Here is a 26,487-nt window from a genome sequence, read left to right as displayed (position 1 = left end):
TTGGAGAACTTAAGATTGTGGTAGATTTTAACAAAATACAGCGGTTGCATATGTCAAAAATTAACTTGATAAAGAAAACCTGGAACGAAGCAAGTTTATGGGTTGCCGCTTGCTTCGGAAACGGCGAGTTCCATCCAGAGTTAGAAGCATCCGATAGACCAGAAAAACCTGTATTAATCACAAAAATCAACCCCAAGAATAGCAATCCAGGTCAACTGATGCCGTTCTTTATTTCAGAACAACTGGCTTCTGTTGAAACCGCCAATCAAAACTCAAACACTCACGATTTTGGACAAGAAATATCCTTTAATTCCCACAAAGTATTGCCATTTCAAATTGGCTGTTTGCCCATTCATCAAAAAATTGGTAGCGGCTATTTACTAGCAATAGGAATCGGATTTTTGGGCTCCCTGAGCGGACTGGCGATTGCCGACTACTACCAAGGACAAGGATTAAAACAACTCAATGACGCTCACGTACAAGCGCAATTGCTCGGCAATTTTAAAGATGCAGTCCTGGCGGCACAATTGCAGGGAGCGCAACTAGATTCTTTCGTAGATAATTCCGCTAAGCTAGAACTCCGAGAAAAGCAGTTTGTCAATAGTATTGTCCAGGCGAAAAACCTGCGGTTGCGCCTAGAAAAGTTTGCCGACAGCCAACCCGCATGGCTGGCAGCCAAGCCGGAATCTCTCAAAAATTTACTGCAAAATTGCACGGAAAATTTACAATTGTACGCCGAGACTCTCAAGCCAACTTTGCAGCAAATCCAGCAATCGCAACTTTCGCCTCGCGAGATAGAGTCAGCCCGAAAATTGTTGGCTACAGAAAGCGGAGAAGGTGCAAAACAGCTCGAAAACCGCCTTCAGGAAGTGAGCAAAATCCTCGATATTGCCCAGCAGCAACAGCGACAAGGCGGTGCAGTGATGGAGGACACCCAAGGAATCGAAAAAGCCATAATTATGATGAGTATGCTGCTGTCGGTAGCCGCGGCCGGAATGGTGGCTTACCGCACCAGTCGGGCGATCGCCCAACCTGTCGTCAGCGTCACTCAGGTGGCCGAACAAGTAGCCACCGAGTCTAATTTTGATTTGCGAGCACCCGTCACCGGACAAGACGAAATAGGCTCATTAGCTGTGTCTCTAAATCACCTGATCGAGCGAGTTTCGGAACATACAAAAGAATTGGAACAAGCTAAGGAAGAGGCTTTAGCATCTAGCACTGCTAAAAGCCAGTTTTTAGCAAATATGACCCACGAGTTACGCACGCCTTTAAACGCGATTATCGGCTACAGTCAACTACTTTTAGAAGATGCGGCGGATCTGGGAGGTCAGGATTTTATTCCCGACTTAGATAAGATTCATAATGCCGGTACGCACTTGCTATCTTTGGTTAACGATATCCTCGATTTGTCGAAAATTCAAGCGGGGGAGATGAAACTCGACATCGAAGAATTTGACATCGCCTCCCTAATTGATAATCTGGAGATGGCGATGACATTGTCGGTACAAAAGAATGGCAATGTTTTAGAAATAGAGTGCGATCGTCAAACTGTCGGCACAATGCACGCCGATTTTAGCAAACTGCGGAAAGTGCTGCTGCACCTGCTGAACAATGCTGGTAAATTCACCAAAAACGGCAGGATTAAAATCAGCGTCAGCCGCGTTAATGGAACCGAAAAATCGAATTCAGCTAAGCTGTCGGGTGTTGAAAGTTCAACGACAGCAGGCTGCACGAAGTCGAACTCGATTGCTTGTCCAATTGCTAATATTGAAGCCTCGGATTGGATTTGTTTATCTGTTAAAGATAGCGGCATTGGAATGTCTGAGGAACAGCAGCACAAATTGTTTGAAGCTTTCGCACAAGCTGATTGTTCGGCGACGCGCAAGTACGGCGGCACTGGATTGGGACTAACAATTAGCCGCCATTACTGTCAGATGATGGGGGGGGAGATTTTGGTGGAAAGCGAGGAGGGAAAAGGGTCAATTTTTACTGTTCGCATACCAGCAGGAGATAGTTAGTGTATAGCCTTTCTATGGTAAGATGAGGTACGCTCGACGTTCCCGGGAGAAAAGGTAATTGGTAATCGGGAAAAAGCTCGCGGTTGAAAAATTTTCTTACCCGTTCCCCCATTACCCGTTACCGGAGATAGTTCCTACCATTTGAGATTTGAGATATTAGATTGGAGTTGACTGAGTGGATAGGTTCTGCTGAACTTTTGGCGATCGGTTATTCAACAAGCCCTAGTTAATGGGTAATGGGTAATCGGTCACGAAGAATCGATCGCCAATTACCTTTTCCCCAACTACCAATTACCTTTTTCCAAATTACCTCGCAGCCAAGTATATAGCCTTTCTCAGAAAGATCAGGTACTATCCGGCATAGGGCATACCTCACCACGCTTGAGAAACCGCTATACATTTTCCGCCCAAATATCCGAAAGAGCCGGCGGGTTCAACCAGATCGGTGCGAGAAGCTAAAATATTAAACAACCCGCCCTTAATACTGTTGTACAAATGCAGGAGAATTGGTATTAAGCTGTTCTGTATTTAAATTGTATGTCAAAAAACAAGAAAACTCTTGTGGGGTGTCGGGCCCGCCCTGAATATGCAATATTTATTTGCGCGACAGCTTAATTGGTAATTGGTAATTGAGCTTGATTTTTTCTTGTCTTCGCCAAGCCCTTCCCGTTCCTTGGTAATTGGAAATTTATCAAATCCGGTAGCATCGTCCTGTATTCATCTCTCTATTCTCTCTCTCTCTGTTGCGTCTGCGCCAAGAGCGGTTTAATGGATTCAGTATTTAAGTTGAAGCAAAAAAAAGAGGGATTATCCCCTCTTTTAGTAACAGTGACTGGGATGTTATTCGACGGTCGCAGTAGGGATTTCTTCCTCTACTACATCTGATACAGCTTCGGGTACAGCTTCGGGTGCAGCTTCGGGTGCAGCTTCGGCTGCTACCTCCGGTGCAGATTCGGGTGCAGCTTCGGGTGCAGCTTCCGGTGCAGCTTCGGCTGCTACCTCCGGTGCAGCTTCGGGTGCAGCTTCCGGTGCAGCTTCGGGTGCAGCTTCGGCTGCTACCTCCGGTGCAGCTTCGGGTGCAGCTTCGGGTGCAGCTTCGGGTGCTACCTCCGGTGCAGCTTCGGGTGCAGCTTCGGCTGCTACCTCCGGCACATCCTCTTCCATTGCTGAGGGTATGTCTTCGAGTATTTCGTCGGAGATGTCCAAGGACTCGATCGAGTCTGCAGGAACATCTATGCCTGCTTTAGCTTGCTTTTGAGCGAGCATTTTCTCGCGGAACTTAGCTGCCATTTCCTCAGCTTTTTCATAAACCAATTCGCGATTTTTGACCATCGCTCCTGGCTCCGGTTCCAACTGCTTGGTGGAGAGAGAAATCCGACCTCTCTCGGCGTCCAAGTCAATGATCATCACTTTCACTTCGTCGTTGACATTGAAGACGCTATGAGGCGTATCGATGTGATCGTGCGAAATTTCTGAGATGTGCAGCAAGCCGCTGACTCCGCCGATGTCGATAAACGCACCGTAAGGCTTGATGCCGCGCACGGTACCTATGACCACTTCCCCGACTTCTAGACGGTTCATCTTCCGCTCGACTAAGGCGCGGCGGTGGCTCAACACTAGGCGGTTGCGGTCTTCGTCTACCTCTAAGAATTTTAATGGCAATTCTTCGGCGACTAATTCTTCCTTCGGTTTGCGGGTACTGATGTGAGAACCGGGAATAAAGCCTCGCAACCCTTCAATTCTGACGAGTGCGCCGCCGCGGTTGGTGGCAAATACTTGCGATCGCACCGTGGCATCTTCTGCTTGCAGTTGTCGCACTCTTTCCCAAGCCCGCATATACTCGATGCGCCGGATAGACAGGGTTAATTGTCCGTCTTCGTTTTCATCGGTGAGGATGAAAAATTCTCTGGTTTCGTTTGATTGCAATACCTCTTCTGGGCTTTCCACTCGATTGATCGACATTTCCTGAATGGGAATGTACGCTGCTGTTTTAGCACCGATATCAATCAGGGCACCCCGGGGTTCTATACTAAAAACTGTACCCGCGACTACATCGCCCGGGCTAAAGTGATAGTCATATTTATCTAGTAGGGCTGCAAAATCCTCGTGAGTAAAGCCGATGTCTTTGACTGTGGTTTTGAGATTGACCATGCGAATAGTTTCCTAGGATTTCTCTCCTTCATGTTTTTCGTTTGTGCCGGCAGATAATTAGAGATTTTGCTGAAAAAGCGGTTAACTTCTTGCCAAATCTTTTACTAAAGTCAGTTTTCGCTAACTTTTGCCTGGTGCAACCGCACCCTAGCGCTTGCCATTACTGTTACTCTAAACTCTGTGTTAAAACGTTTAATCTTAACATTCCGAGTCAAGTAGACTATTATAACTTACCTGCATACTGGTTTATAAATTAATTTAACGGAGTTTAGTTGGGAGTAGCGCAGGATGCGGGGCTTTCTCGATCGACTCGATCGGAATCGAGCACATCTGCCTCAAAATCCGGCTTATTTTCTGTAGCTTCAGCTTCCTTGAGGGGATTTTGAAGGTGATTTAGAGTATCTACAAAATCTCTGATGCCTCTAAATTGCCGGTATACCGACGCAAAACGGACATAAGCGACTTCGCTGAGCGGCCGCAGGTGCAACAGCACCAGTTCCCCAATTTCCGAACTGGCGAGTTCTCTGAGCGATCGACCTTGGAGTTGCGCTTCTATTTCTTCTGCCAGAGTTTCTAGCTGCCCGGAAGACAAACCCGTTTTTTCGCAGGCGCGAACCAGTCCCCTGACTAATTTTGACCTGTCAAAAGATTCGCGTTTGCCGTCGCGCTTGATCACCGTAATCGGCACAAATTCTATGCGTTCGTAAGTTGTGAACCGGTGCTGGCATCTCAAACACTCGCGTCGCCGACGGATGCTTTGACCCGATTCGGCTGAACGCGATTCGAGAACGCGACTATTTGTGTGTTGGCAGGAGGAACAGCGCATGATTGCTGATTTATAACAGGCGTTGCCAGCAAATTGCCATTCATTTAACCGCGCGGTTAGATGAATGGCTGGACTAAAAAAATCACTCGGGATACAGCCGCGAGTATCAGGTCAACTTGAGCTCAAACCCAGTGTCAGTCTAATTTTTGACTGCTGTGCCAGACTCTCCGCCGCGCCCCAAATCGTTGCCCATCTGCTAAGGTTCTTGCGTCCCCCGACTATCCGGGGGCACCCAAAATTCTCTGCGTTTAGTCCCCCGCATCGTTACGGGGATGGCAAGCGGAGCGAGACTCTGCTATCTACGAGAAATACAAACGGTTTCAGACTTAAGTTGACACCGCTTTGCCCCCGGCGCATAACTAATTATTTGCCAATCCGGGGCGGTTCCCGAAAGGCGATCGCAAAAAATAGTACACCTAAGGCTAAAGCCAGAATCAAAATGTAAGCAACGCTTTCCATGTTAAATTTTCCCTATCTTCCCTTGCTGTATTATTTTATCAGGAAATTGGGTTGAAAACCCCGTCGTTGGCTTGACGGCTGTTTCCAGGAAAGTCCTCCATCAAAAATTCTCATGTATTTGGGTAGACATATCCGCCCGCAGCCTTGTGCGGTAAGTAAGTGAGCGGCAAAATATACAGGTATGGCTTGAGGGCAAAATAAAACAAAACTAAGCAACGGCAAGAGTTTTGGGAACTTGACATTTTGTGGCACAGTGCGGTTGATTCGCTCCTGCTTACGGATCGGAAATAGCCTGAAAACGCTACGACTCTACTCTAGGGATCAAAGGGAGTAGCAGGATTAATCTTGCCGGAGGGTGTTTAGAAACCAGTTTTGGTTTATTAGTAAAAAAAACTTAGTTGGTGAAAAACCCGACACTACAAACCATCAGGCAAAAAAAGTAGCCGCCGACTCAGAAATGAGCGAGTGGGTAGCGCGTATCTGACTTACCCTTCAAGAACCGAAAGCTGGGGCGGATTCATCCCCCAAACTTTGTCTTTAAGAATCCCCGCTTCTTTAAACCCGGGAGTGTCAATGCTGGTTTTCTCATACACTAAGGAATGATAATTAAATAACTTACCATTTTTATTGTTCTTGTGGGACGGGCTATAGAGCCCATCCCACAATTATGTGTAAATTATTTAATTCGCGATCCTAAAAAACCCGGTTTCTTCAAGAAACCGGGTTTTTGTGCACCGGAGAAGTTTCCCGGTGCGCCAGTGGCTGGCGAAAACTAGAGAGATTCTTCTCTTCTGGTGGTTACGTCGCCCAGTTTTTGGAACAGGCCCCACTCGACTTGTTCTTCCATGTCAGCCTCAACCCCAGCAAACACGTCGCGGAAAATAGTCCGAGAACCGTGCCAGATATGGCCGAAGAAGAACAGCAAAGCAAAGCAAGCGTGTCCGAAAGTGAACCAACCGCGAGTCGAAGTGCGGAAAACACCGTCAGAATTCAAGGTTTCGCGATCGAATTCAAATACTTCACCCTTTTGGGCGGCGCGAGCAAACTTCTTAACATCTAGAGGATTATTAAACGTTTGACCGTCAAGTTCGCCACCATAGAAGCTGACAGTAACTCCCGTTTGTTCAAAACTGTATCTTGATTCAGCGCGGCGGAAGGGGATATCAGCGCGAACTACTCCATCTTTGTCCGTCAAAACGACTGGGAAAGTTTCAAAGAAGTTCGGGAGGCGGCGCACCGACAATACGCGACCTTCGCTGTCTGTAAATACTGGATGGCCTAGCCAGCTTCTGGCGATACCGTCGCCGTTGACCATCGCGCCGGCGCGGAACAAACCGCCTTTAGCCGGAGAGTTGCCCACGTAGTCGTAGAAAGCCAATTTTTCGGGAATTTGCTCGTAAGCTTCTTGGAAGTTAGCGCCAGTGGCTAAGCTAGCTTGAGCTCTGCGATCGATTTCTTGTTGGAAATAGTTGCCGTCCCACTGATAGCGAGTCGGACCAAAAAGTTCGATCGGAGTAGCAGCAGAACCGTACCACATAGTACCCGCCACCACAAAGGCTGCAAAGAACACCGCAGCGATACTGCTAGAAAGTACAGTTTCGATATTCCCCATCCGCAGGGCTTTGTAAAGACGTTCCGGCGGCCGCACGCTCAAGTGGAACAAACCGGCAATTACGCCGACTACGCCCGCTGCAATGTGGTGAGCCACGATGCCCCCCGGATTGAACGGATCGAAGCCTTCAGGGCCCCAGGAAGGCGCCACTGGCTGGACGTGACCGGTCAGGCCGTAGGGGTCGGACACCCACATTCCCGGGCCGAAAAGTCCTGAAAGGTGAAATGCGCCGAAGCCGAAGCAAAGTAAGCCTGAGAGGAACAAGTGAATGCCAAACATTTTTGGCAAGTCGAGGGCGGGTTCGCCTGTGCGGGGGTCTCTGAAGAGTTCTAAGTCCCAGAATACCCAGTGCCAAACTGCTGCTAAGAATAGTAAGCCCGATAGGATGATGTGAGCGATGGCGACGCCTTCAAAGGACCAGAAGCCTGGATCGACGTTACCTTCGCCCGTGATGCTCCAACCGCCCCAAGAACCGGTGACTCCCAAGCGAGTCATGAAGGGCAGCACGAACATCCCTTGACGCCACATTGGGTTCAGAACTGGGTCTGAGGGGTCAAAAACTGCTAGTTCGTAAAGGGCCATTGAGCCGGCCCAACCTGCCACGAGGGCAGTGTGCATTAAATGTACAGAAATCAATCGGCCTGGGTCATTTAAGACGACTGTGTGTACGCGATACCAGGGTAATCCCATTGACGGCGGTTCTCCAAGGTGTAAGTGATGATGTCTATTTTGACGGAAAAGTCAGATTCTCGATCGCGGACAGTGATGTCCGGGGTTTAAATTCTGCCTTTTGCCGAATGCCCTCTACCTTTAAAGGTGGATGCATAAAAATGAAAGTTATTTAAAGAAGTGTATCGAGTGTTAGAACCGATTGCAATATGTTCGGCATTACATTAATTGCGGGTTGCTGATTTCGCAGCGGGTGGCGATCGTCCCGAGGCGTTCGAGAACTTGCTCGGCATCGATGAGTCTGGTAAGAGTGACGTTGCCAATATTTTTTGCCGGATCGGTGCGATCGACGGTGGGCCCGGGTTGGACTTCTACCATCAGTACGGCATCTTCTACGCGGTAAAGCCACATTTTTTCGTTGCGACTATCGCAAAGGCAGAGGTTTAGCTGTTGGATGTCCGGCTGGCGCCTCCAGGCGGAGTGATTCCATTCGCCGCCGACTCCCCAGACGCGCCCAACTTTCCAACCGTCGGATAAGAAGAAATATTTCACTTGTGTACGTTTGTTGAGATTTTTTTGTTTAGCGTAGCGCAAAACTGGACAAGTACGGAATTGTTGAACCGCGAAGACGCTAAGGTCACAAAGGAAGAGGAGAGAAGATGTAGGTAATTTTCTAGCTGTTGGGGAGCAATCTACAGAATTGTCCGATAAGTTGTTGTGCATTTAAACTGTATAGTCAAATTTGATAAAGTTCTTGTGGGGTGGGCCAGAAAGCCCGCACAAAAAATACAATTTAGATGCCCAACAGCTTATAAGTTCCGATCGGGAAGCTTGGAGGAGGCGATCGCTTGTATGGAGATGGGAAAGTCAGGGCGATCGCTCTTTCGCTCAAATCAAATTAAAATAATTATCATATTTTATACAATTAGTCTAAAATATTTCCGAACAATGGTGATTCGTGTAAGTAGGAAATAATCAGGAATTAGATCGCAATTATCAACCATTTCTGCTACTCTACTACTCGCAACAAACGCTTAGCATCAGAAAAATAAAGCACTAAACCCCGTCGCAATTCTACAGATTTACCACATTTAATAATGCCACTTCCAGCAGTCAGAAGTTGCCACGCAGTACCATTTTCACTAATCAGGCAATGTATGCTTTTGTTAGCATCCCAGATAGTCCGCCCCAAAATTGGTAAACCATCACGGTTAAAAGGCGGGATTTGAGAACGCTCGATCGTATCAACAAATAAAGGCCGATCGCGATCTAAAACAATCGATCGAGTTGGGAGGTAAATTCCTTTAGTTTTTTCTTCTAATAACTCTAATACTACCGGCCGAGGCGATCGCACGCTCGTACCGCAAAAAGGGCAGTGGCGACGCGGTGCTGGGTGAATCCAGTAAGGATAGATAAAAGATTGCTCGCAGTGAGAACAACAGATAGTCACATCCTGCGCTTCAGCCAATGCCTTCTCCCATTGCCATACCTGCGGGCGTTTCTTGGCATCATGAAGGCCGTCAATTAGTGTTTTTTCAGTCAACTCCTGAAGCTTTGGCGTTAACATTTTGAAACTCGGAAATCCCTGGCGAATTAAGGGCAAACCAATGCTTGGTGGCCAATTGCGCCGATCGCTCGGATGCTCGCTAAAACAAGCTTTTTCCCCGTAGCCAAGAATGCCATCGTTATTATCATCCTCCGCATCATAGCAAATTTGAGGCTCCATCACATTGCGGAACAGCAAAGTCCACAAAATCAGTACAGCCGCACTATGGCGATCCGTAGCTTCTGAAGGCTTCGCCAGTCCCATTTCCACTTCCGGTGCGATAAAGCCTCGTACCCCCTTGACTTGCGGTGGTAAAAAACCCTTAACTACTAAACCATCGAGGTCAATTAAAATAGCTTCACCAGTAGATATATCAACTAAAAAGTTTTTCCAGTGCAAGTCAGCATGAGCCATTCCTTTGCCGTGAATCGTGCGAACTGCTGCTGCAATACTTCGAGCTATTTTCAAATAATCAAGCCAGTTTCTTCCCTGCTGAATTTGTTTAATAGCTTCATTGCGTGTGTAGATTAGTTTAGTTAAGTTGACATGGGATGAGGGTACTTTTAGACCAACACATCCCAAACAATCTTCTGCATCTAACTTATCGACAATTCCCAGAGGCCAAGCTAATAAATGAGCATCTTCGCCTAAGTTTTTGCCTAATTTGATGACATTTTCCAGCAAATTCTTTTTATCAGGCCCTGGTTGGTTATAGATTTTAACCACATAGCGGTTATCGAGGCTAAAAAATATTTTGCCTTCACCGCCGATGTGGTCGGGATTATCACCAATTTCAATTTGGTATGGCAGCAGATCGCTGAGTTGTTGCGTTATGGTTACTTTTTGCATTACGGTGTATCCTGATTCTTTGTAATCACTATCAACGTGCGATCGTCCCAGCTTCCAGGGATATGATAGGTGGCCAACCAATTCAACATACCAACACTCGATTCTGCTAAATTTGCAGAATTTCTGAGGTTGTTATCTATCGCTTGTCCCCATTTATTTAAAGCCGATGGTTCCGAATAAATTACATCCTCTGATACCCCGTCTGTCATCACAAATAAAGATTGAAAATCTTGATCTGAAAGCGACATACTTTCCACTTTTAGATGCTGTTCAAAGTCAGAACGATTTATGGTATGAGTAGATTGCGAGTCTCCTGTGTTCTCAGCTTCAACTAAATGTTTGATTTCTTTTTGTGCAGTCAGCCCCAGTATCACTCCATCGCCTACCTGTCCTACAGCTACCTCGCCCGTTTCTACATTGAGAAGCAGTCCTAATGCTGTGCAACTGAGGTCTTTTAGCTCTACTCCCAGATATGTGGCCTGCCTGCTTAAAGTCTGATGAACCTCTTTAAATGCTTGGCGCATTTTTTCTTCTAAATCAGAAGAATTTTTAGGAGCGCAATTATCTTTTTGCTCTTCCTCAGTTTTTTCTGATTGCCCTCTAGTATTGTTTGAAGCATTACTCTCATCTTCATTTAGTGGTTTTTCTTGCGCGTCTAAAGCCTTATTATTATCAGCTTCATTTGATGAGTTGTCTTTATCGTCTAAAGCATTACCATCATCTTCCTTAATAGGTTCATTTTGATCGGCTAAAGCATTAATATCACCTTCATTTCCTGGTTTATTCTCCTCGTTTGAATCATTAGTATTTTCTTCATCTAATGTATTTTTGCGCTCGTCTAAATCATTACTATTTTCTTCATTTGATATGTTTTCTCGCTCGTCTAAATCATTACTATCACCTTCATTCGAGGGTTCGTTTTCTTGGTCAACAACAGGGTTGTTATTAGACCACAATCCTACTGATGCAGCTTGCTGTAAATCTGTTGAATTAGAGTGTGGTTGCGAACCGCATTCCCTCATGTTTTTACTCAATAAATCCAAGGCATCTTCCCAATGCTCTTTTATGCTTTCATCACGATACTTTTTTTCGTCGCTATCTTTTGAATCCTCGAATCCTAAACTCTTCTTAGCTTCTTTCTGTATGATTTGTGTGTTAGGTATATCGGGTTTTAACTCCTGATATGATAGAGAATAATTTGATTTGTGAGTGGAAGGAACAACCGTTTCGTTTGCCTTCAGTTCCTCTTGCAAAGACGGGGGAAAAGAACGCAGTAACAGAGATGCCAGTGCTTCCGCTACATAGGTTGCGCCATAGCGGGAAAGAGGGCGCGAACCTACACCATCGGAGACTCCGACTGCTAACCAAGGGCCGTAGGAACGAATTGCAAAAGCATCGTCTCGCGGCGTTCCCTTTGCTAAGTGTAATTTGCCGACGGCGCTGGCTCCTATTATTTGGTATGATTGCAGAACGGCATGGGCAACACTCCAGTCAGGATGAGTATCGCCAGAACGACCCAAAATTCGATCGCCAATTGCAAAACCTTGCTTCATAAAAAAAATCCGGTAGGTGGGAAACGAGGGTTAATTGAACCCTGAGAGCGTGAAAGTTGCGACTTTTTTAAGGAATAGGAGTCATGCCATTTGGTGTCGGTGTATAATTAAAACCATCATCGGGGTTGCTACCCTGCGCTAGGGAACAAGCAATGCTCATTGACACAAACTTGAACAGAGCAACAAAGGCAGCTTGACTTGTCCCCATGCGAAAAGCTTTACCTGTGCTAATAGCCTTGAGGGTAGTGTCTTGGACATTTTCGCCGCAGCCAGCAGCAACAATTTCATTAATTTTGATCTGCCCCGTGGGACGATTAATCAGGGCTTCATGCTCATGCTTCCACAAAAGGTCGCTTTCATAGCCATTGTCATCTGTAGGTTGCCCATCAGTCAGTATAAAAACTATAGGCTTAAAATCACCCCTGCGTCCGCCTTGTATTGGACGTCTTAAATCTCGGTCAATAGATTCGCGCAATACTTTAAAAGCTTTATCTAACCGCGTCACTCCTTCAGCATTTAGGGTTGGCGGCTCGAAAGAATTGATAGGTTGTAAATTCCCCGTGACTAGCTCAGCATCATTGCCAAAAGTAATAACGCCAACATGAACGCAGGGGCGGGAAATTTCATCATCAAGAACTTCATTTTTAAACTGTTCTAGTCCCATACGCAGCGACTCAATAGGTGCGCCCGCCATGCTGCCAGAAGTATCTAGCAGCAAGTACACAGGTAAGCGACGCTGTTCGCTAGCTGGCATTTCGACATTCCACATACTCATACAAGCTCCTTTTTGTTTTACAAACAATCAAATTTTAGTTTGGGCTTTGGACGTGAAGACCACAAGTTTTACCTCTGGTCTTCAAGATTTTTCTGTTGATTTTCATCACAGTAATTGTTTTCTAGTATAGGGTCAGCAGTGGATACTACATATATGCCATACATCTCATTATCAGTGCAGGTGTTTTGACGGGCGGTTCCTGTCGCATTACCGAAGTAAGCGATGCCAATTTGTTTATTCCCCTGACAGGTATTTGCTTCTAGGGTTGGTTGCGCTTGCTCTTGCACAGCGATGCCATTCGTCTCATTGCTAGTACAGGTGTTTTGACGGGCGGTTCCTGTCGCGTTGCCGGAGTAAAGGATGCCACGATATTTATTCCCATGACAAGTATTGGCTTCTAAGGTTGGTTGCGCTTGCTCTTGCACACTGATGCCATCTATTTCATTACCAGTGCAGGTATTTTGACGGGCGGTTCCTGTCGCATTACCGGAGTAGTAAATGCCATCTTGTTTATTACCATGACAGGTATTGGCTTCTAATGTTGGTTGCGCTTGCTCTTGCACACTGATGCCATCTATTTCATTGCCAATGCAGGTATTTTGGCGGGCAGTTCCTGCCGCATTACCGGAGTAAGCGATGCCACGATATTTATTACCCTGACAGGTATTGGCTTCTAGGACTGGTTGCGCTTCCCCTTGCACACTGATGCCATTCGTCTCATTACCAGTGCAAGTGTTTTGACGGGCGGTTCCTGTCGCGTTACCGAAGTAAACGATGCCACCACATTTATTACCCTGACAGGTATTGGCTTCTAGGGTTGGTTGCGCTTGCTCTTGCACACCGATGCCATTCATCTCATTACCAGTGCAGGTGTTTTGACGGGCGGTTCCTGTCGCGTTACCGAAGTAAACTATGCCACCATATTTATTACCCTGACAGGTATTGGCTTCTAGGGTTGGTTGCGCTTGCTCTTGCACAGCGATGCCATGCAGCTCATTACCAGTGCAGGTGTTTTGACGGGCGGTTCCTGTCGCGTTACCGAAGTAAACTATGCCAGCATATTTATTACCCTGACAGGTATTGGCTTCTAGGGTTGGTTGCGCTTGATTAGCTACACATATGCCATGTAAACCGTTGTTAGTTGCCTCACATTCTGCTACGCTACCGCGTACATCTCCTAACAGATAAAGACCCGTACCACCACGATTCCCACCTGCATCAAAAAACCCGCCTGTAAATCGACACCGACGGAAATCAATCTCACCTGTCACCACCTCAACCACATTAGCCCACTGAAACCCTTGATGATCAAATGTCAAATCGTGAGCCAAAAACAGACCATCACCTGTGTACTTGACAACATAGCCCTCAGCTTCACAGACTATCTTCGTCACATCCATCCCCTCCCCAACCAACACGAGGGGTTTATCAATCTGTAATGGCAGACTGAGGTGGTAGACACCAGCTTTTACCTCAATGGTAGCGCCTGCTTGAGCTTTTTGTACCGCTTCCTCAATCGTTTTGCAGTCCCCGCCACCATTAGCATCTACGACTAGAGTCTGTTGGCTATATGTTCTGGGAACATCACTCCACTGAGCCATCACGGGCAATTCTAAAGTCTCATTCGCCGCTACCAATTTAATTGAACTCCAGAGGAGTCCACTTTTCAGAGGGCTGATTTCTAACCTGACTTTGGTGTTGCCACCGCTAAACTGCCTTGGGTCTACCCTAACCCGATCGCTCTCGACTACAATTTCACCAGGCCCGCCCTGCACCTCGAATTCAGCCTTAACAGGTTCGCCTGAACTTAGGGTGCCAAAGTCCAACCGAGACTTACTAGCGCTCAAGGGCCCTGGTTTGGACGCTCCTGTTGACACCATAGAGACTGCCAGCATTGCGTGAGCTTCGGGAATCCCAAACTTCATCAAAGCGTCTTGCCCAAGCTGTAGCTTGCTAGAGTCTTCGTGTACTGCTTTTAATATTTTTGCCCACCGTTTGAGTTGCTCTTCGCCCCATTCCGGGTCAACGCCACTCGCCGAGAGCAGCATTGGAATATCATTTCGGTTGAAGGCCCCACGCTGTTTAACCATTTTAGCTATGTATTCCAGTGCTTCGAGCAGTGGTTCGACTTGCTCGCGCTTAGAGGGCTGAGTTGTCATATTTCCAGAGCAGGGCAATTGCTAGTCGGTTTTGCTTGGATAAGGGGGTTCATCCTTAACCGTATTTATTGTAGAGCTTTTTTGGCGCGATGTGTGAGGTAATTAACAAAACCGCCACAAGGAACCCAGGACTCTTGCAGTCGCGGGTGTCTGACAATATGCTATGTAAGGCATAATCGATCCAAATTTCCCATGGCAGAATTATTAAAGTTGTTTGCGGCGTGCAAAATTTTGGATTAGCTGAGAGTATTTAGGCAAGTAGCTTGGGTTAGGTTGGCATCTACGGTGGCGAGGGTTAGTCCATAATGAACGGCGGTGGCGGCAATGAATCGATCTGCGGGGTCTTGGTGTATTAGCTCTAGTTGACGGCTCAGAATGGCAATTTCATTGGTGAGAATTGCTTCTTTTGTGTCCAGTTCTTGTAGGCTTTTTTGAATCCATTTTTCTGGTGTAGGTTCTAGGGTTAATCTTGCTTTTTCAGCGAGTAGTAGGGTTTCCCAAATGCTAATGGGACTTAACCAAAGTTCATTTTCTTCGTTAGCGATCGCCATTTGTAAAGTAGTTGATAGGCGAGGATTCCCAAGACGATACCACAGCCAAATGTGGGTATCTAGCAAGAGTTTCATGACAAGACATCCCAAGTTACGAGGTTCGAGGTTGGCTCGATGATATCTCCGATAATTTTGCCGCTATCTTTGGCAGATCCGAAAGCCGATCTTTTACTTTTTTTGATGGGGGAGATAATGGCAACAGGTCGATCGTTTTGGGCGATGGTGAGGGGTTGGCCTGTTTGTATGGCTTGGGTGAGTAGGGCTTGGATGGTTTCGGGAAGGTCGGAAAGGGCGATCTGTGTCATGGTGTTAGTAGGGTGAGGGTATAGGGACTTACCTTACATCTATTTTAAGCTGTTGTGCATATTGTTACTCGATCGACTATTGCCTATAATATGCTATGTAAGGCATAATCTACCCAAATGACATGGAACATTGAGTTTCACTCTGATTTTCACTCTGAGTTTACCGAATTCCCCACTGATGTCAGATTAGAGCTTTTAGCAAAACTGACACTGTTACAAGAATTTGGTCCCAACCTCAAGCGTCCTCACGTCGATACCCTCAATGGTTCTACCTACACGAATAGGTCAGAACTTAGGTTTCAGGCGGCTGATGGAGTTTGGCGAGTCGCTTTTGCATTTGACCCCCACCGATTTGCGATTTTGTTGGTAGCTGGGGACAAATCTGGTGGAAGTGAAAAGCGATTTTACAAGCAACTAATTAAAATAGCAGATAGTAGATTTGCCGACCATTTGACTAAGTTAATGGAGCAAGAAAGAGATGACAATTAGCCTGAAGACTGTTATGGATAATTTACCTCCCGACCAACGAGCAATAGTCGAAAAGCGATCGGTTGAATTAATGGCTGAAGAAATGACCTTGCAAGACTTACGAAAAGCCAGGAAATTCACTCAGATTCGCATGGCAGAATTATTAAATATGCGTCAAGAAAATGTCTCGCGACTCGAACGCCGTGCGGATTTGTTGGTATCTACTTTACAAAGTTATATCGCGGCAATGGGTGGGGAATTGTCATTTGTCGTAGAATTCAAAGATCGACCACCTGTAAAAATTACTGGATTAACATCAATGTTTGAAGAAAGCAGCTACACTAATGGAGAGGAAGAGTTTTAATTGACGAAACTAAAACCTAATTTTGCCAGATGTTTATTATTTCAATCTAAAATCTAAAATCGAATGACCGCACAAACTTCCGTACAATTCCAAGACAGTTTCGACATCATCGTAGTTGGTGCCGGACACTCGGGCTGCGAAGCCGCCCTCGCCACTTCTCGCCTCGGCTGTCGCACTCTTCTCCTCACTCTCAATCTCGATAAAATTGCGTGGCAACCTTGCAATCCGGCTGTGGGTGGCCCGGCTAAAACTCAACTGACTAACGAAGTGGATGCCTTGGGTGGGGAAATTGGCAAAATGGCCGATCGCACTTATTTGCAAAAGCGCGTCCTCAACGCTTCCAGAGGCCCCGCAGTTTGGGCGCTGCGAGCACAAACCGACAAGCGCGAATACGCCGCCGTGATGAACAATATTGTCGAAAATCAACTCAATTTGACCGTCCGCGAAGCGATGGTTACAGACTTAGTTTTGGGCAAAAATGAAGAAGTAATCGGAGTCGAAACTTACTTCGGTGTTGCCTTTGAATGCAAAGCCGTAATTCTCACCACAGGCACTTTTTTAGGTGGCACAATTTGGGTGGGAAATAAGTCGATGCCAGCCGGACGCGCTGGAGAATTTGCGGCAGTCGGTTTAACAGAAACTCTCAACCGTTTGGGCTTTGAAACTGGCAGGTTGAAAACTGGAACTCCGGCAAGAGTTGACAAGCGGACTCTCGATTATACCAACATGGAACCGCAGCCGGGAGATGCAGAAGTTCGTTGGTTTAGTTTCGATCCTGAAGTTTGGGTGGAACGGGAACAAATGCCTTGTTACCTAACTCGAACTACGCCGGAAACTCATCAGTTAATTAGAGATAATTTGCACCTTTCTCCAGTCTACGGCGGCTGGGTTGATGCGAAGGGGCCGCGCTATTGTCCGAGTATTGAAGATAAGATTGTCCGGTTTGCGGATAAGGAAAGTCACCAGATTTTTATTGAACCGGAAGGTAGGGATATTCCTGAACTTTATATCCAAGGTTTTTCGACTGGTTTACCGGAAAGTTTGCAGTTGCAAATGCTGCGGACTTTGCCTGGTTTGGAAAAGTGCGAGATGATGCGCCCTGCTTATGCTGTGGAGTACGATTATTTGCCGGCAACTCAGTGTTTTCCGACGCTGATGACTAAGAAGATTGAAGGGCTGTTTTGCGCGGGTCAGGTGAATGGTACGACTGGCTATGAGGAGGCGGCGGCACAGGGGATTGTGGCGGGGGTTAATGCGGCTAGATTCGCGAAAAATCAGGAGATGGTGGTGTTTCCCCGCGAGCAAAGTTATATCGGGACTTTGATTGATGATTTGTGTACGAAGGATTTGCGGGAACCTTACCGGATGTTGACTTCGCGATCGGAATACCGGCTGTTGTTGCGATCGGACAATGCTGACCAACGCTTGACTCCGCTCGGACGAGAAATCGGTTTAATTTGCGATCGGCGTTGGGAGTTATTTGAGCGCAAACAAGCTAATATTGTGGCGGAAAAAGCCCGTTTGTACTCGACTCGGGTGAAAGAACACGAACAGCTTGGGAAGGAAATTTTTGCCGACACCCAACAAGCGATTAAAGGTTCGATAACTCTGGCCGATTTGCTGCGCCGTCCTGGTTTTCATTATGTTGATTTGGAACGGTACAATTTAGGTAATTCCAGTCTTGAGTTGGCGGAAAAAGATGCTGCTGAAATTGACCTCAAATATTCCGGTTATTTGCAAAGACAGCAAAATCAAATTGATGATATTGCCAAACACGAACGCCGCCAATTGCCTGCAGATTTGGATTATATGGCAATTGGAACTCTCTCGAAGGAGTCGCGGGAAAAGTTGACAAAAATCAGGCCGTTGACTATTGGACAAGCATCGAGGATTGGTGGGGTGAATCCGGCGGATGTTAATGCTTTGTTGATTTTTTTGGAAGTTCGCAACCGCCAGCAGCCTGTTGGTTTGGGAAAGTAGGGAGAATAATTAATAAGCTGTTGCCGCATTTACATTGAATGCTTAGAAAAAATCCCCTTGTTGTGGGGAGTAGGGGTTGGGCTTATAGCCCGCCATGAACATACAATGTTTATTTGTCGGACAGCCGATCGCAATACCGTTGGGTTATGGCTAAAACTCAACAAATCTATGTAGGTTGGCTTCTGGGAATGAACATACAATCATGCTTAGCAATCGCGTATTGATATATTGCTTTTGGAGCGAAAAGTGAGGTACAATCATAGCAGTGAGTTAACCAATTTTAAAGATTTTATGATGTAAGTCGATCGCTTTTCCTAATTCTCGATCGCCAGTAGCGGTTGAAACCACCTACCTACTTAAAATGGTGGCAAACCCGCCCTATGTATGATAAACATTGATCGGATGCACCTAAAAGTTTGGGTTTCCTCAAAATAGGAAAATTCGCGGGAGTGGCCAATGAATCTTTATTTGGGAATAGATTTCGGCACCACGGGCGCGCGATCGACAATCATCGACTCCCAGGGTACAATCCATTGCGAGACTGAATATACTTTTGCTAACAACGGCCAACAACAGTCGGAATTGCCCTCGGTGTGGGAAAATGCACTCTCGGCTGTAATTGACCAAATCCCCCCAAAAATCCGCAATCAGGTAAGGGCGATCGCCCTTGACGGCACATCTTCCACTGTCATGCTGTGCGATACTGACGGTATACCCGTATGCGAACCCATTTTATACAACGATGCGCGCGGTGCAGCCGTTACAGAGACGTTGCGGGCGATCGCCCCAGCCAACCACACAGTATTAAGCGCTACATCCAGTCTGGCAAAACTCCTGTGGTGGTTGGAGGGCGGGCACGCACCATCCACCGCCCCTACGGTTTTCCTGCATCAAGCTGACTGGCTGGCTTTTTTATTGCACGGAAAATTAGGAATTAGCGACTATCACAATGCTTTGAAACTCGGTTTCGATGTTGATACTTTGGGCTATCCGAATTGGCTGATTCAGGGAATTGCGGGCGCCGCAACGCCTAAATTGCCGCAAGTTGTCGCACCGGGCACGCCTGTAGGGGAAGTTACAGATCAAGTGAGGAGTCGCTTCGGATTTCCCGGCGATTGTACAGTTTGTGCCGGCACAACCGATAGCATTGCAGCATTTTTAGCAAGCGGTGTCAATTCTCCGGGGGAAGCAGTAACTTCTCTCGGTTCCACTTTAGCCGTCAAACTGTTAAGTCATACCCGCGTAGATGATTCTAGATACGGAATTTACAGTCACAAATTAGGCGATTTGTGGTTGGTTGGAGGCGCGTCTAATACGGGAGGTGCGGTGCTACGACACTTTTTTACAGATGCGGAGTTAACAACTTATAGCACACAAATCGATCCAGAGCAAGAGAGTTTACTGGATTATTACCCACTGTTGAAAAATGGCGATCGTTTTCCGATTAATGACCCGAATTTGCCGCCAAAACTCGAACCGCGTCCGACTGATTCAGTGGAATTTCTGCACGGTTTGCTAGAAAGTATCGCGCGGATTGAAGCGCGCGGATATCAATTATTGCAGGAGTTGGGTGCAACGCCTTTGACAAAGGTTTATACTGCTGGCGGCGGTGCTAAAAATGCGGTTTGGAGTGCGATTAGAAAGCGTTATTTAAAAGTGCCTGTTGAAACGCCGGTTCAGACTGCTGCTGCTTATGGAGTTGCGCTTTTGGCGATGCGAAGTGCGCTCGATTTGAGATTTTAGGATTGAAGAAAGCGACCTCACGGATCGATATGGATGCTGGTAATCTGGATGCTTTTAGTTAGGCTTAAATGTGGTAAATTAGGATTGCGATCGCTCTTGATTAAAACTCAAATGAGAGGAAGCAAACATTCTGATATATTGTGTTAAGTTGTGATCCCTAAAAATTAAGGACAATGGCAAAGCTACCTGATGACATCCTGAACACAATTTTCAGATTGCAGCGACGGCTAGTGGAAATCCTCAACGAAACAACCGCCACAGAATATATTTTAATGCAGCAGTTTGGCGAGACAGAAGCAACACTCCCCGAACTAGAATCCCAGGATAATGTTAAGGAAAGGTTGAGAAACCCTTACAATCGTTTGTACAGGCTTTTGCAGCAGGTGGCAGAATCTCAACTCGCTGCCACTGCGGATACGTTAAAGTTTCTGTATAGAACGATAGAACAAACAGAGGCGGCTGTCGATGCCTCAGAAGCAACTATCCGAGAAATCAAAATGGATTGGAATTTGCCATGAATCAACAACCTAGAATCCCCGACGCTGAAACCAGAAAGCGACACGTTGAAAAGGTGCGTGAAGTCTGCCGACAGTTGGACGCTTTCAATTTGAAGTTAGATGAAGCGATTGCCATATTTGAAGCTGACAACCGCCGCCAGCGTCGAGAACGTTTGGCGGGTAAATACAGGCGTGTGGAATCTCAGGTAATCGAATAATAGCTTCAGAACGGGCTTTTTCTGTGCTGGTAGGGTTTGCAAAACTGTCGCGGGTGCGATCGGCTCAATTTCCGGCAGAAATCTGATTCCTTCCACTGCTGTGAATTGAAGGCTTCTTTAACTTTGCCGATCGTTGTAAATTGACTGTAAGGCATAAAAGCTGATGTTTTGATTTCTGCTTTTCTATGAGATGCAGATGGCGGTTGAAACCGCGTCTACACAAACGATGTCCGCCTCCGCGGTGTAAAGAAAACAATGTAATTTTTACCGCCAATTTAACCGCCCATTCTTCAACCGGCAAAGGTTTGTAGTGAGGACTTTAGTCCTTTGATAGATGAGGACTAAAGTCCTTACTACAAACCAAGCTATTAAACTCAAAGGTTTGTAGTGAAGACTTTAGTCCTTTGATAGATGAGGACTAAAGTCCTTACTACAAACCAAGCTATTAAACTCGCTGCAACTTCGCCGTTCTCGGATCGATGATTTTGCGGCCCAAACCTGTAAACTTAATTGCCAGATTAGTTTTATCGCCTTCTCCCAAAACGTGGGTAATTTCTCCGACTCCAAAAGCATGATGAAAAACTCGTTCCCCAGCTTTCCACTCTGATGGAGAACTCCCAGAATGGGCTGCTGAATTATTAGTCTTTCCCTGAGATGCAGCCGTTTTAGCTGTCTTACTTTTCTTCGCACTTCCCGCCAGCAAATGTGTGGGCAATTCTCCCAAGAATAGCGAAGGGGTGCAGTGTTCCCGGAAGCCTCCCCAGAGGCGGCGTTCGCGAGTGTGGGTGAGAAATAGCAATTCCTGGGCGCGAGTGATGCCGACGTAGCACAAACGGCGTTCTTCTTCAATTGCTTTCGGGTCGTCCAAACTGCGGAAATTGGGAAATAAACCCTGTTCCATTCCGACTAGAAACACTACGGGAAATTCTAACCCTTTTGCTGAGTGCAGCGTCATCAGCGAGACGCGGGAATCGTCTTCTTTTAAGTCATCTAAATCGGAGGCTAAGGATGCTTTTGCTAAAAATGATGTTAGGGTCGGTTCTTCGTTTTGTTCTTCAAATTGTAACACCGCGTTGTACAATTCTCGAACGTTTTCGATCCGGTTTTCTGCTTCTTCGGTTCCTTGGTTTTTTAAATCGTCAATGTAACCAGAATCTTCGATAATTCCTTGGACAATTTGCGACGCTGGCGTGGTTTCAAGTTTTTGTTGCCAATGACCGATCATGGCGGCAAACTTAATTATAGCTTTTGCCGATCGCCCTGCTAGAGTATTGACAGAAGATTCATCGCTAAGAATTTCCCACAGCGGAATACCTAATTGAGTTGCAGCGTCTTCGATTTTACCAAATGTGGTGTCGCCAATGCCGCGGCGGGGAGTATTGATGATGCGTTTGAGGCTGACGCTATCGTCGAGATTTGCGATCGTCCGCAGGTATGCTAGGATATCTTTGATTTCTTTGCGATCGTAAAACTTCAGACCGCCGACAATATTGTAGGGAATGTCCAAGTGCATTAACGCTTCTTCAAAGGAGCGAGATTGAGCGTTGGTGCGGTAGAGAATCGCAAAGTTACTCCCGTGTTCGTATTCCGAGTTTTGGCGCTTCAACGAATGAATTTGGCCCGCTACAAATTGCCCTTCTTCTAGTTCATTGTCGGCGCGCCACACCACAATCGGAGCTCCCGGTTCGCGAGTAGGGCGCAGAATTTTATCGATGCGTTCGGTATTGTGTTCGATCAAGTGGTTGGCGACTTGCAGGATGTTTTCGCGCGATCGATAATTTTCCTCTAATTTTACCATTGTCTGAGTCTTCTCGTCCGACAAACCATCGCCAAAATCCTCTTGAAATTCCAGCAAGATGGTATAATCTGCCATCCGAAAACTGTAAATAGATTGATCGACATCGCCCACTACAAAAATCGATCGATTTTGCCATTTGTCGAAGTTTTTGGGGTCAACGTTATTCGTGACTAACATCCGAATCAAATCGTATTGAGTGCGGTTAGTATCTTGGTACTCATCAACTAAAATATGGCAAAACTTTTGATGCCAATAATTTAAGACTTGCTCGTTTTGGCGCAAAAGTTTAACAGGAACGAGAATTAAATCGTCAAAATCCAAGCCGTTGTTAGCTGCTAAAGCATCTTGGTAGCGGCTGTAAACATCGGCGATCACGCGCCCTCTGTAATCCGGTTCGGCGGCGAGGAATTCTTGAGGCGACAAGCCTTGATTTTTAGCGTTGCTGATGACGTAGCGGACTTTGCGCGGGTCAAATTTCTTATCGTCGAGGTTGAGGACTTTGGTAACGATTTGTTTGACGATACTTTGAGCATCTGACTCGTCAAAAATCGAAAAATTTTTCTTCCATTGGCGACCTTTTTCGTCTTGATATTTCTCAATGTCGTAGCGGAGAATGCGGCCGCACAAAGAGTGGAAAGTCCCCATCCAAATATGTTTGGTAATTCTGTGGTAAATTTGCGATCGCAATCTGGTTTGCACCTCCGGCGCTAACTCCGTCAAAGGTTTCCCATATTCAGCTTCGGCTTGCTGAGTCGCCAGCAATTTCTCAATTCTTTCTTTCATTTCCCTAGCGGCTTTATTCGTAAAAGTCACCGCCAGAATATTTTCTGGATCGACTCGGTGGGTGCGAACTAAGTTAGCTACGCGGTAAGTTAGAGCTCGGGTTTTCCCGGAACCAGCGCCTGCTACTACTAACAGCGGCCCGTTGTAATGGACGACTGCTTGGCGCTGGGATGGGTTGAGGTGGCTGAGGTGATCGGTAGTTTGAGTCATAGCTAGATAGTTAGTTGTTGGATTTTTTTAAGGGATAAATAATACTTAGTGTTTGATACAGGGAGTTTTTTTAAGGTTGGGTGCGATCGCCATCCAATATAATATCATGAATATCGGACGGCGGTTGAAACCGCGTCTACACAAACGATGTCCGCCTCCGCGGACGAACATAGAATAACGTAAAACATAATTTTACCGCTTATTATTCAACCCGCTCCCGTCGCGTGAGTGTCTGTATAGCCGCGGTTGCAACCGCCGGGTATTCTAACGTTTCAATATTTGTTTCATCAAAATTGCAGCTAATATTCCCAAGCCGATCCAGATGGCAATAATTACAGCAGCGGCTGTCCGATTTATCGGTTTTCCTCGCTCTATTTCTGCCGCTGCTTTTTCCCGACACTCGGCTAAAACTTGTGGCGGAATCATCTTGATTACCAGCCAAATTCCTAATGGTACAATTATTAAATCGTCCAAGTAACCGAGAATTGGGATGAAGTCTGGAATTAAGTCGATCGGGCTAAAGGCGTAGGCAACTGTCACACCTGCTAAAACTCTCGCAGACCAAGGTACTCTCTCGTCTGTACTGGCTAAATAAACAGCGTAAGTTTCTTTTTTGAGTTGGCGGGCAGCTTGTTTTAAGGATTGCATATAAAAACTAATGACTAATGATTAATGACTAATGACTAATGACGCTTGAGGGCGGGGACTCTTGGCACCGCCCCTACTGACTAATGACCAATGACTAAAATTTTTAGTTGCTAAAAATGTAACGGGCTGGAGATTTAGCAATTCCTAGGCGAAGGTCAAGTATATCATCTGTTGTATGTGAGGAGAATGAAGTTTATGAATTCAAATTTGCAACGCAATACTAGAATCAATTTCCGCAACCTGATAACAGCTTTATGTTTAACCTTAACTCTCGTGAGTTTCGCAGGATTAGATCCGGTACAGGCTCAAGAACAGCGGATCAGAACGCTAACAGTTACTGGGCGAGGTGTGGAAGCGATTCAGACAACTCAAACTGAAGTGCGGCTGGGGGTTGAGGTGCAGGGGAAAACGGCGACCGAGGTGCAGCAGGAAGCGGCGAGACGATCGTCCGCTGTGGTAGAGTTGCTGCGATCGCGCCAAGTAGAAAAACTCGAAACTGCCGGCATTACCCTCAGCCCGAATTACAGCTACGAAAACAACCAGCAGCGGCTGACAGGCTATACTGCTACGAATACCGTCAGTTTTCGCATCAATACTCAATCTGCCGGCACTTTGCTCGACGATGCGGTGAGCGCCGGAGCAACCCGCATTCAAGGTGTGAGTTTTGTCGCCGCCGAAAGTGCGATCGAACAAGCTCAAAAACAAGCACTCAAAAAAGCCACTCAAGACGCTCAAGCGCAAGCGGATGCAGTCTTGAGCGCGCTCAACCTCAAGCGCGGAGAAATTCAGGGAATTCAAGTCAACGGTGCGATCGCGCCAAATCCTGTGTACCGCCAATTTGCTGCTAGGGCTGTTGCTGCTGAGGCTGCAACGCCTGTGGTGGGAGGGGAACAGCAGATTGAAGCTTCTGTGACTTTGCAAATTAGCTATTAATTTACGGTTCGATCGTTCGGAATGCGAGTCCGCATCCATCCGAGGACTCGCATTCCGAACGATCGAACCAAGGGTAATTGACGGCAAATAATATTAAAATTAAATAGGAAGTTCGATCGCAAATTCAGTACCTTTCCCGGCTATCGACTTGCAGAACAATTGACCGCCGTGCTTATCCGTCACAATCTGCTTAGCAATCGACAATCCCAGCCCGGTGCCCTTACCCACCGCTTTTGTCGTAAACAGAGGTTCAAACAAATGTTGTTGAATCTCATCCGCCATTCCCAACCCGTTATCAGCAATTCGGACGATCGCACTTTCGCGCAAAACTTCCGTGCTAATCGTAATATTCAGAGGACGCTGGTCTTTTTCCCAAGCCTCTTCCACAGCATCGATCGCATTTGCTAGCAAATTCATAAACACTTGGTTCATCGGGCCGGGATAGCATTTAATTAAGGGCAATTCACCGTAGTTTTGGATAACTTCAATGGCCGGGCGACATCCTTGATCCTTGAGTCGGTGTTTTAACAGCAACAGCGTACTATCTACAGTTTGGTGCAGCTCAATCGCACTAGCAATATCTCCATCCGAACGAGCAAAATTACGCAGCGACAGCGAAATATCTTTAATCCGTTCAGTGCCTACTTCCATAGAATCCAACAAGTGAGAAAAATCCTCAATCACAAACTCCAAATCAATATCTTCAATCTTGCTAACGATATCTGATGCAGGCTCAGGGTAGTGTTTTTGATATAAGCTAAGAACTTCTGTAATCTCAGCCAGATATTCCTTTGCAGGCGCAATGTTGCTGACCATAAAACTCAGCGGGTTGTTAATTTCATGGGCGACTCCCGCCACGAGTTGACCCAGGGCGGACAGTTTTTCTTGCTGCACTACCTTGACTTGAGCTTGTTGCAAAGCGGAGGTGCGTTGCGTAACTTGCTCTTCCAGATTGTCGGTTAACTGTTTGAGCCGCCAGTGAATGTTAACTCTGGCAATTACTTCGTCTTGTTCAAAGGGTTTGGTGATATAATCCACTGCACCTAATGACAATCCTTTTATCTTGCTTTCGGCATCTGCTAAAGCCGTCATAAAAATGACTGGAATTGTCTTTGTTTCCTGGTCATCTTTAATTCTGCGACAAGTTTCAAAGCCGTCGATTCCAGGCATTTGCACGTCCAGCAATATTAGTTCGGGGAAAGGGTTTTTTGTGGAATCTATTGCACATTTTCGCAGCATCGCCAGCGCCGATTCTCCGTCCACGGCTACCCGCACTTTGTAACCTGCTGTTTTTAAGGCTTGCGACAGAACTGCTAAATTTGTGGCACTGTCATCTACTATCAAAATAAATTTTTTTTCTGACTCAAACATG

24 protein-coding genes are annotated in these 26,487 nt (G+C 46.4%); 9 read left to right on the top strand and 15 right to left on the bottom strand.

The features are described from left to right. The first annotated feature begins 17 nt into the window (after nucleotides 1–17). Nucleotides 18–2,018 (top strand): HAMP domain-containing sensor histidine kinase, encoded by a 2,001-nt coding sequence (locus tag IQ270_RS00770; RefSeq protein ID WP_339384136.1) that lies wholly within the window; start codon nucleotides 18–20, stop codon nucleotides 2,016–2,018. Nucleotides 2,019–2,858: 840 nt separating this feature from the next. On the opposite strand, the gene IQ270_RS00765 is transcribed toward IQ270_RS00770, so the two are convergent. From IQ270_RS00765 to IQ270_RS00745, 5 genes are all read right to left on the bottom strand, one after another. After that, nucleotides 2,859–4,169, bottom strand: a complete 1,311-nt coding sequence (locus IQ270_RS00765) for a 30S ribosomal protein S1 (protein WP_193971022.1) — start codon at nucleotides 4,167–4,169, stop codon at nucleotides 2,859–2,861. Between the two features lie 268 nt (nucleotides 4,170–4,437). Further along, a complete protein-coding gene (gene nrdR / locus IQ270_RS00760; protein WP_193971019.1) occupies nucleotides 4,438–4,995 on the bottom strand; it encodes a transcriptional regulator NrdR in 558 nt (185 codons plus the stop codon). Nucleotides 4,996–5,358: 363 nt separating this feature from the next. After that, complete coding sequence (locus IQ270_RS00755; protein ID WP_083622085.1) at nucleotides 5,359–5,454, bottom strand: photosystem II reaction center protein T; 96 nt, start codon at nucleotides 5,452–5,454, stop codon at nucleotides 5,359–5,361. A 772-nt stretch (nucleotides 5,455–6,226) separates the two neighbouring features. Next, a complete protein-coding gene (psbB, locus tag IQ270_RS00750; RefSeq protein ID WP_193971017.1) occupies nucleotides 6,227–7,756 on the bottom strand; it encodes a photosystem II chlorophyll-binding protein CP47 in 1,530 nt (509 codons plus the stop codon). Nucleotides 7,757–7,954: 198 nt separating this feature from the next. Next, a complete protein-coding gene (locus tag IQ270_RS00745) occupies nucleotides 7,955–8,287 on the bottom strand; it encodes a hypothetical protein (protein WP_193971015.1) in 333 nt (110 codons plus the stop codon). Between the two features lie 202 nt (nucleotides 8,288–8,489). On the opposite strand from IQ270_RS00745, the gene IQ270_RS00740 reads away from it, so the two are divergent. After that, nucleotides 8,490–8,642, top strand: a complete 153-nt coding sequence (locus tag IQ270_RS00740; RefSeq protein ID WP_193971013.1) for a hypothetical protein — start codon at nucleotides 8,490–8,492, stop codon at nucleotides 8,640–8,642. Between the two features lie 102 nt (nucleotides 8,643–8,744). Here IQ270_RS00740 and IQ270_RS00735 read toward each other — a convergent pair whose 3' ends face one another. The 6 genes from IQ270_RS00735 to IQ270_RS00710 form a co-directional block, all read right to left on the bottom strand. Then, nucleotides 8,745–10,130, bottom strand: coding sequence for a lipopolysaccharide kinase InaA family protein (locus tag IQ270_RS00735; RefSeq protein WP_193971011.1), 1,386 nt, complete (start codon nucleotides 10,128–10,130; stop codon nucleotides 8,745–8,747). After that, nucleotides 10,130–11,683, bottom strand: coding sequence for a protein phosphatase 2C domain-containing protein (locus tag IQ270_RS00730; protein WP_193971009.1), 1,554 nt, complete (start codon nucleotides 11,681–11,683; stop codon nucleotides 10,130–10,132). The genes IQ270_RS00735 and IQ270_RS00730 overlap by 1 nt, the downstream gene beginning before the upstream one ends. 67 nt (nucleotides 11,684–11,750) lie before the next feature. Beyond that, on the bottom strand, nucleotides 11,751–12,458 hold the full coding sequence (locus tag IQ270_RS00725) for a VWA domain-containing protein (RefSeq protein ID WP_193971007.1): 708 nt from the start codon (nucleotides 12,456–12,458) through the stop codon (nucleotides 11,751–11,753). A 68-nt stretch (nucleotides 12,459–12,526) separates the two neighbouring features. Next, complete coding sequence (locus tag IQ270_RS00720; RefSeq protein ID WP_193971005.1) at nucleotides 12,527–14,617, bottom strand: right-handed parallel beta-helix repeat-containing protein; 2,091 nt, start codon at nucleotides 14,615–14,617, stop codon at nucleotides 12,527–12,529. Between the two features lie 236 nt (nucleotides 14,618–14,853). Beyond that, a complete protein-coding gene (locus tag IQ270_RS00715) occupies nucleotides 14,854–15,243 on the bottom strand; it encodes a type II toxin-antitoxin system VapC family toxin (RefSeq protein WP_193971003.1) in 390 nt (129 codons plus the stop codon). Then, nucleotides 15,240–15,473 (bottom strand): prevent-host-death family protein, encoded by a 234-nt coding sequence (locus tag IQ270_RS00710; protein ID WP_193971001.1) that lies wholly within the window; start codon nucleotides 15,471–15,473, stop codon nucleotides 15,240–15,242. Before IQ270_RS00710 ends, IQ270_RS00715 begins: the two co-directional genes overlap by 4 nt. A gap of 117 nt (nucleotides 15,474–15,590) precedes the next feature. On the opposite strand from IQ270_RS00710, the gene IQ270_RS00705 reads away from it, so the two are divergent. From IQ270_RS00705 to IQ270_RS00680, 6 genes are all read left to right on the top strand, one after another. After that, complete coding sequence (locus IQ270_RS00705) at nucleotides 15,591–15,962, top strand: type II toxin-antitoxin system RelE/ParE family toxin (protein ID WP_193970999.1); 372 nt, start codon at nucleotides 15,591–15,593, stop codon at nucleotides 15,960–15,962. Next, on the top strand, nucleotides 15,952–16,305 hold the full coding sequence (locus IQ270_RS00700; RefSeq protein ID WP_193970997.1) for an XRE family transcriptional regulator: 354 nt from the start codon (nucleotides 15,952–15,954) through the stop codon (nucleotides 16,303–16,305). The genes IQ270_RS00705 and IQ270_RS00700 overlap by 11 nt, the downstream gene beginning before the upstream one ends. Nucleotides 16,306–16,368: 63 nt before the next feature. Beyond that, nucleotides 16,369–18,285 carry a tRNA uridine-5-carboxymethylaminomethyl(34) synthesis enzyme MnmG gene (gene mnmG / locus IQ270_RS00695; protein ID WP_193970995.1) on the top strand — a complete coding sequence of 639 codons (1,917 nt, stop codon included), beginning with the start codon at nucleotides 16,369–16,371 and terminating at the stop codon, nucleotides 18,283–18,285. 456 nt (nucleotides 18,286–18,741) lie between these two features. Further along, nucleotides 18,742–20,028 carry an FGGY-family carbohydrate kinase gene (locus IQ270_RS00690; RefSeq protein WP_193970993.1) on the top strand — a complete coding sequence of 429 codons (1,287 nt, stop codon included), beginning with the start codon at nucleotides 18,742–18,744 and terminating at the stop codon, nucleotides 20,026–20,028. A 173-nt stretch (nucleotides 20,029–20,201) separates the two neighbouring features. Then, complete coding sequence (locus tag IQ270_RS00685; RefSeq protein ID WP_193970991.1) at nucleotides 20,202–20,546, top strand: hypothetical protein; 345 nt, start codon at nucleotides 20,202–20,204, stop codon at nucleotides 20,544–20,546. Then, nucleotides 20,543–20,743, top strand: a complete 201-nt coding sequence (locus tag IQ270_RS00680) for a hypothetical protein (protein WP_193970989.1) — start codon at nucleotides 20,543–20,545, stop codon at nucleotides 20,741–20,743. Before IQ270_RS00685 ends, IQ270_RS00680 begins: the two co-directional genes overlap by 4 nt. A 5-nt stretch (nucleotides 20,744–20,748) precedes the next feature. Here the strand turns inward: IQ270_RS00680 and IQ270_RS00675 are convergent, their stop codons facing one another. The 3 genes from IQ270_RS00675 to IQ270_RS00665 all read right to left on the bottom strand — a co-directional run bounded on the left by IQ270_RS00675 (nucleotide 20,749) and on the right by IQ270_RS00665 (nucleotide 24,182). Then, entirely contained in the window at nucleotides 20,749–20,898 is a 150-nt protein-coding gene (locus IQ270_RS00675; RefSeq protein ID WP_193971044.1) for a hypothetical protein, read from the bottom strand. Nucleotides 20,899–21,188: 290 nt separating this feature from the next. Continuing rightward, nucleotides 21,189–23,534 carry a DNA helicase PcrA gene (pcrA, locus tag IQ270_RS00670; RefSeq protein WP_193970987.1) on the bottom strand — a complete coding sequence of 782 codons (2,346 nt, stop codon included), beginning with the start codon at nucleotides 23,532–23,534 and terminating at the stop codon, nucleotides 21,189–21,191. Nucleotides 23,535–23,798: 264 nt separating this feature from the next. After that, nucleotides 23,799–24,182, bottom strand: a complete 384-nt coding sequence (locus tag IQ270_RS00665) for a YkvA family protein (protein ID WP_193970985.1) — start codon at nucleotides 24,180–24,182, stop codon at nucleotides 23,799–23,801. A gap of 195 nt (nucleotides 24,183–24,377) precedes the next feature. Here IQ270_RS00665 and IQ270_RS00660 point away from each other — a divergent pair, with 195 nt between their 5' ends. Next, nucleotides 24,378–25,115 carry an SIMPL domain-containing protein gene (locus tag IQ270_RS00660; protein ID WP_193970983.1) on the top strand — a complete coding sequence of 246 codons (738 nt, stop codon included), beginning with the start codon at nucleotides 24,378–24,380 and terminating at the stop codon, nucleotides 25,113–25,115. A gap of 99 nt (nucleotides 25,116–25,214) precedes the next feature. Here IQ270_RS00660 and IQ270_RS00655 read toward each other — a convergent pair whose 3' ends face one another. Continuing rightward, nucleotides 25,215–26,486: a response regulator gene (locus tag IQ270_RS00655; RefSeq protein WP_193970981.1), complete on the bottom strand. Its 1,272-nt coding sequence runs from the start codon at nucleotides 26,484–26,486 to the stop codon at nucleotides 25,215–25,217. Between the last annotated feature and the right edge of the window lies 1 nt (nucleotide 26,487).

Source organism: Microcoleus sp. LEGE 07076, assembly GCF_015207455.1.
Classification (GTDB): domain Bacteria; phylum Cyanobacteriota; class Cyanobacteriia; order Cyanobacteriales; family Microcoleaceae; genus Microcoleus.
This window is presented reverse-complemented; position numbering and strand designations above follow the sequence as displayed.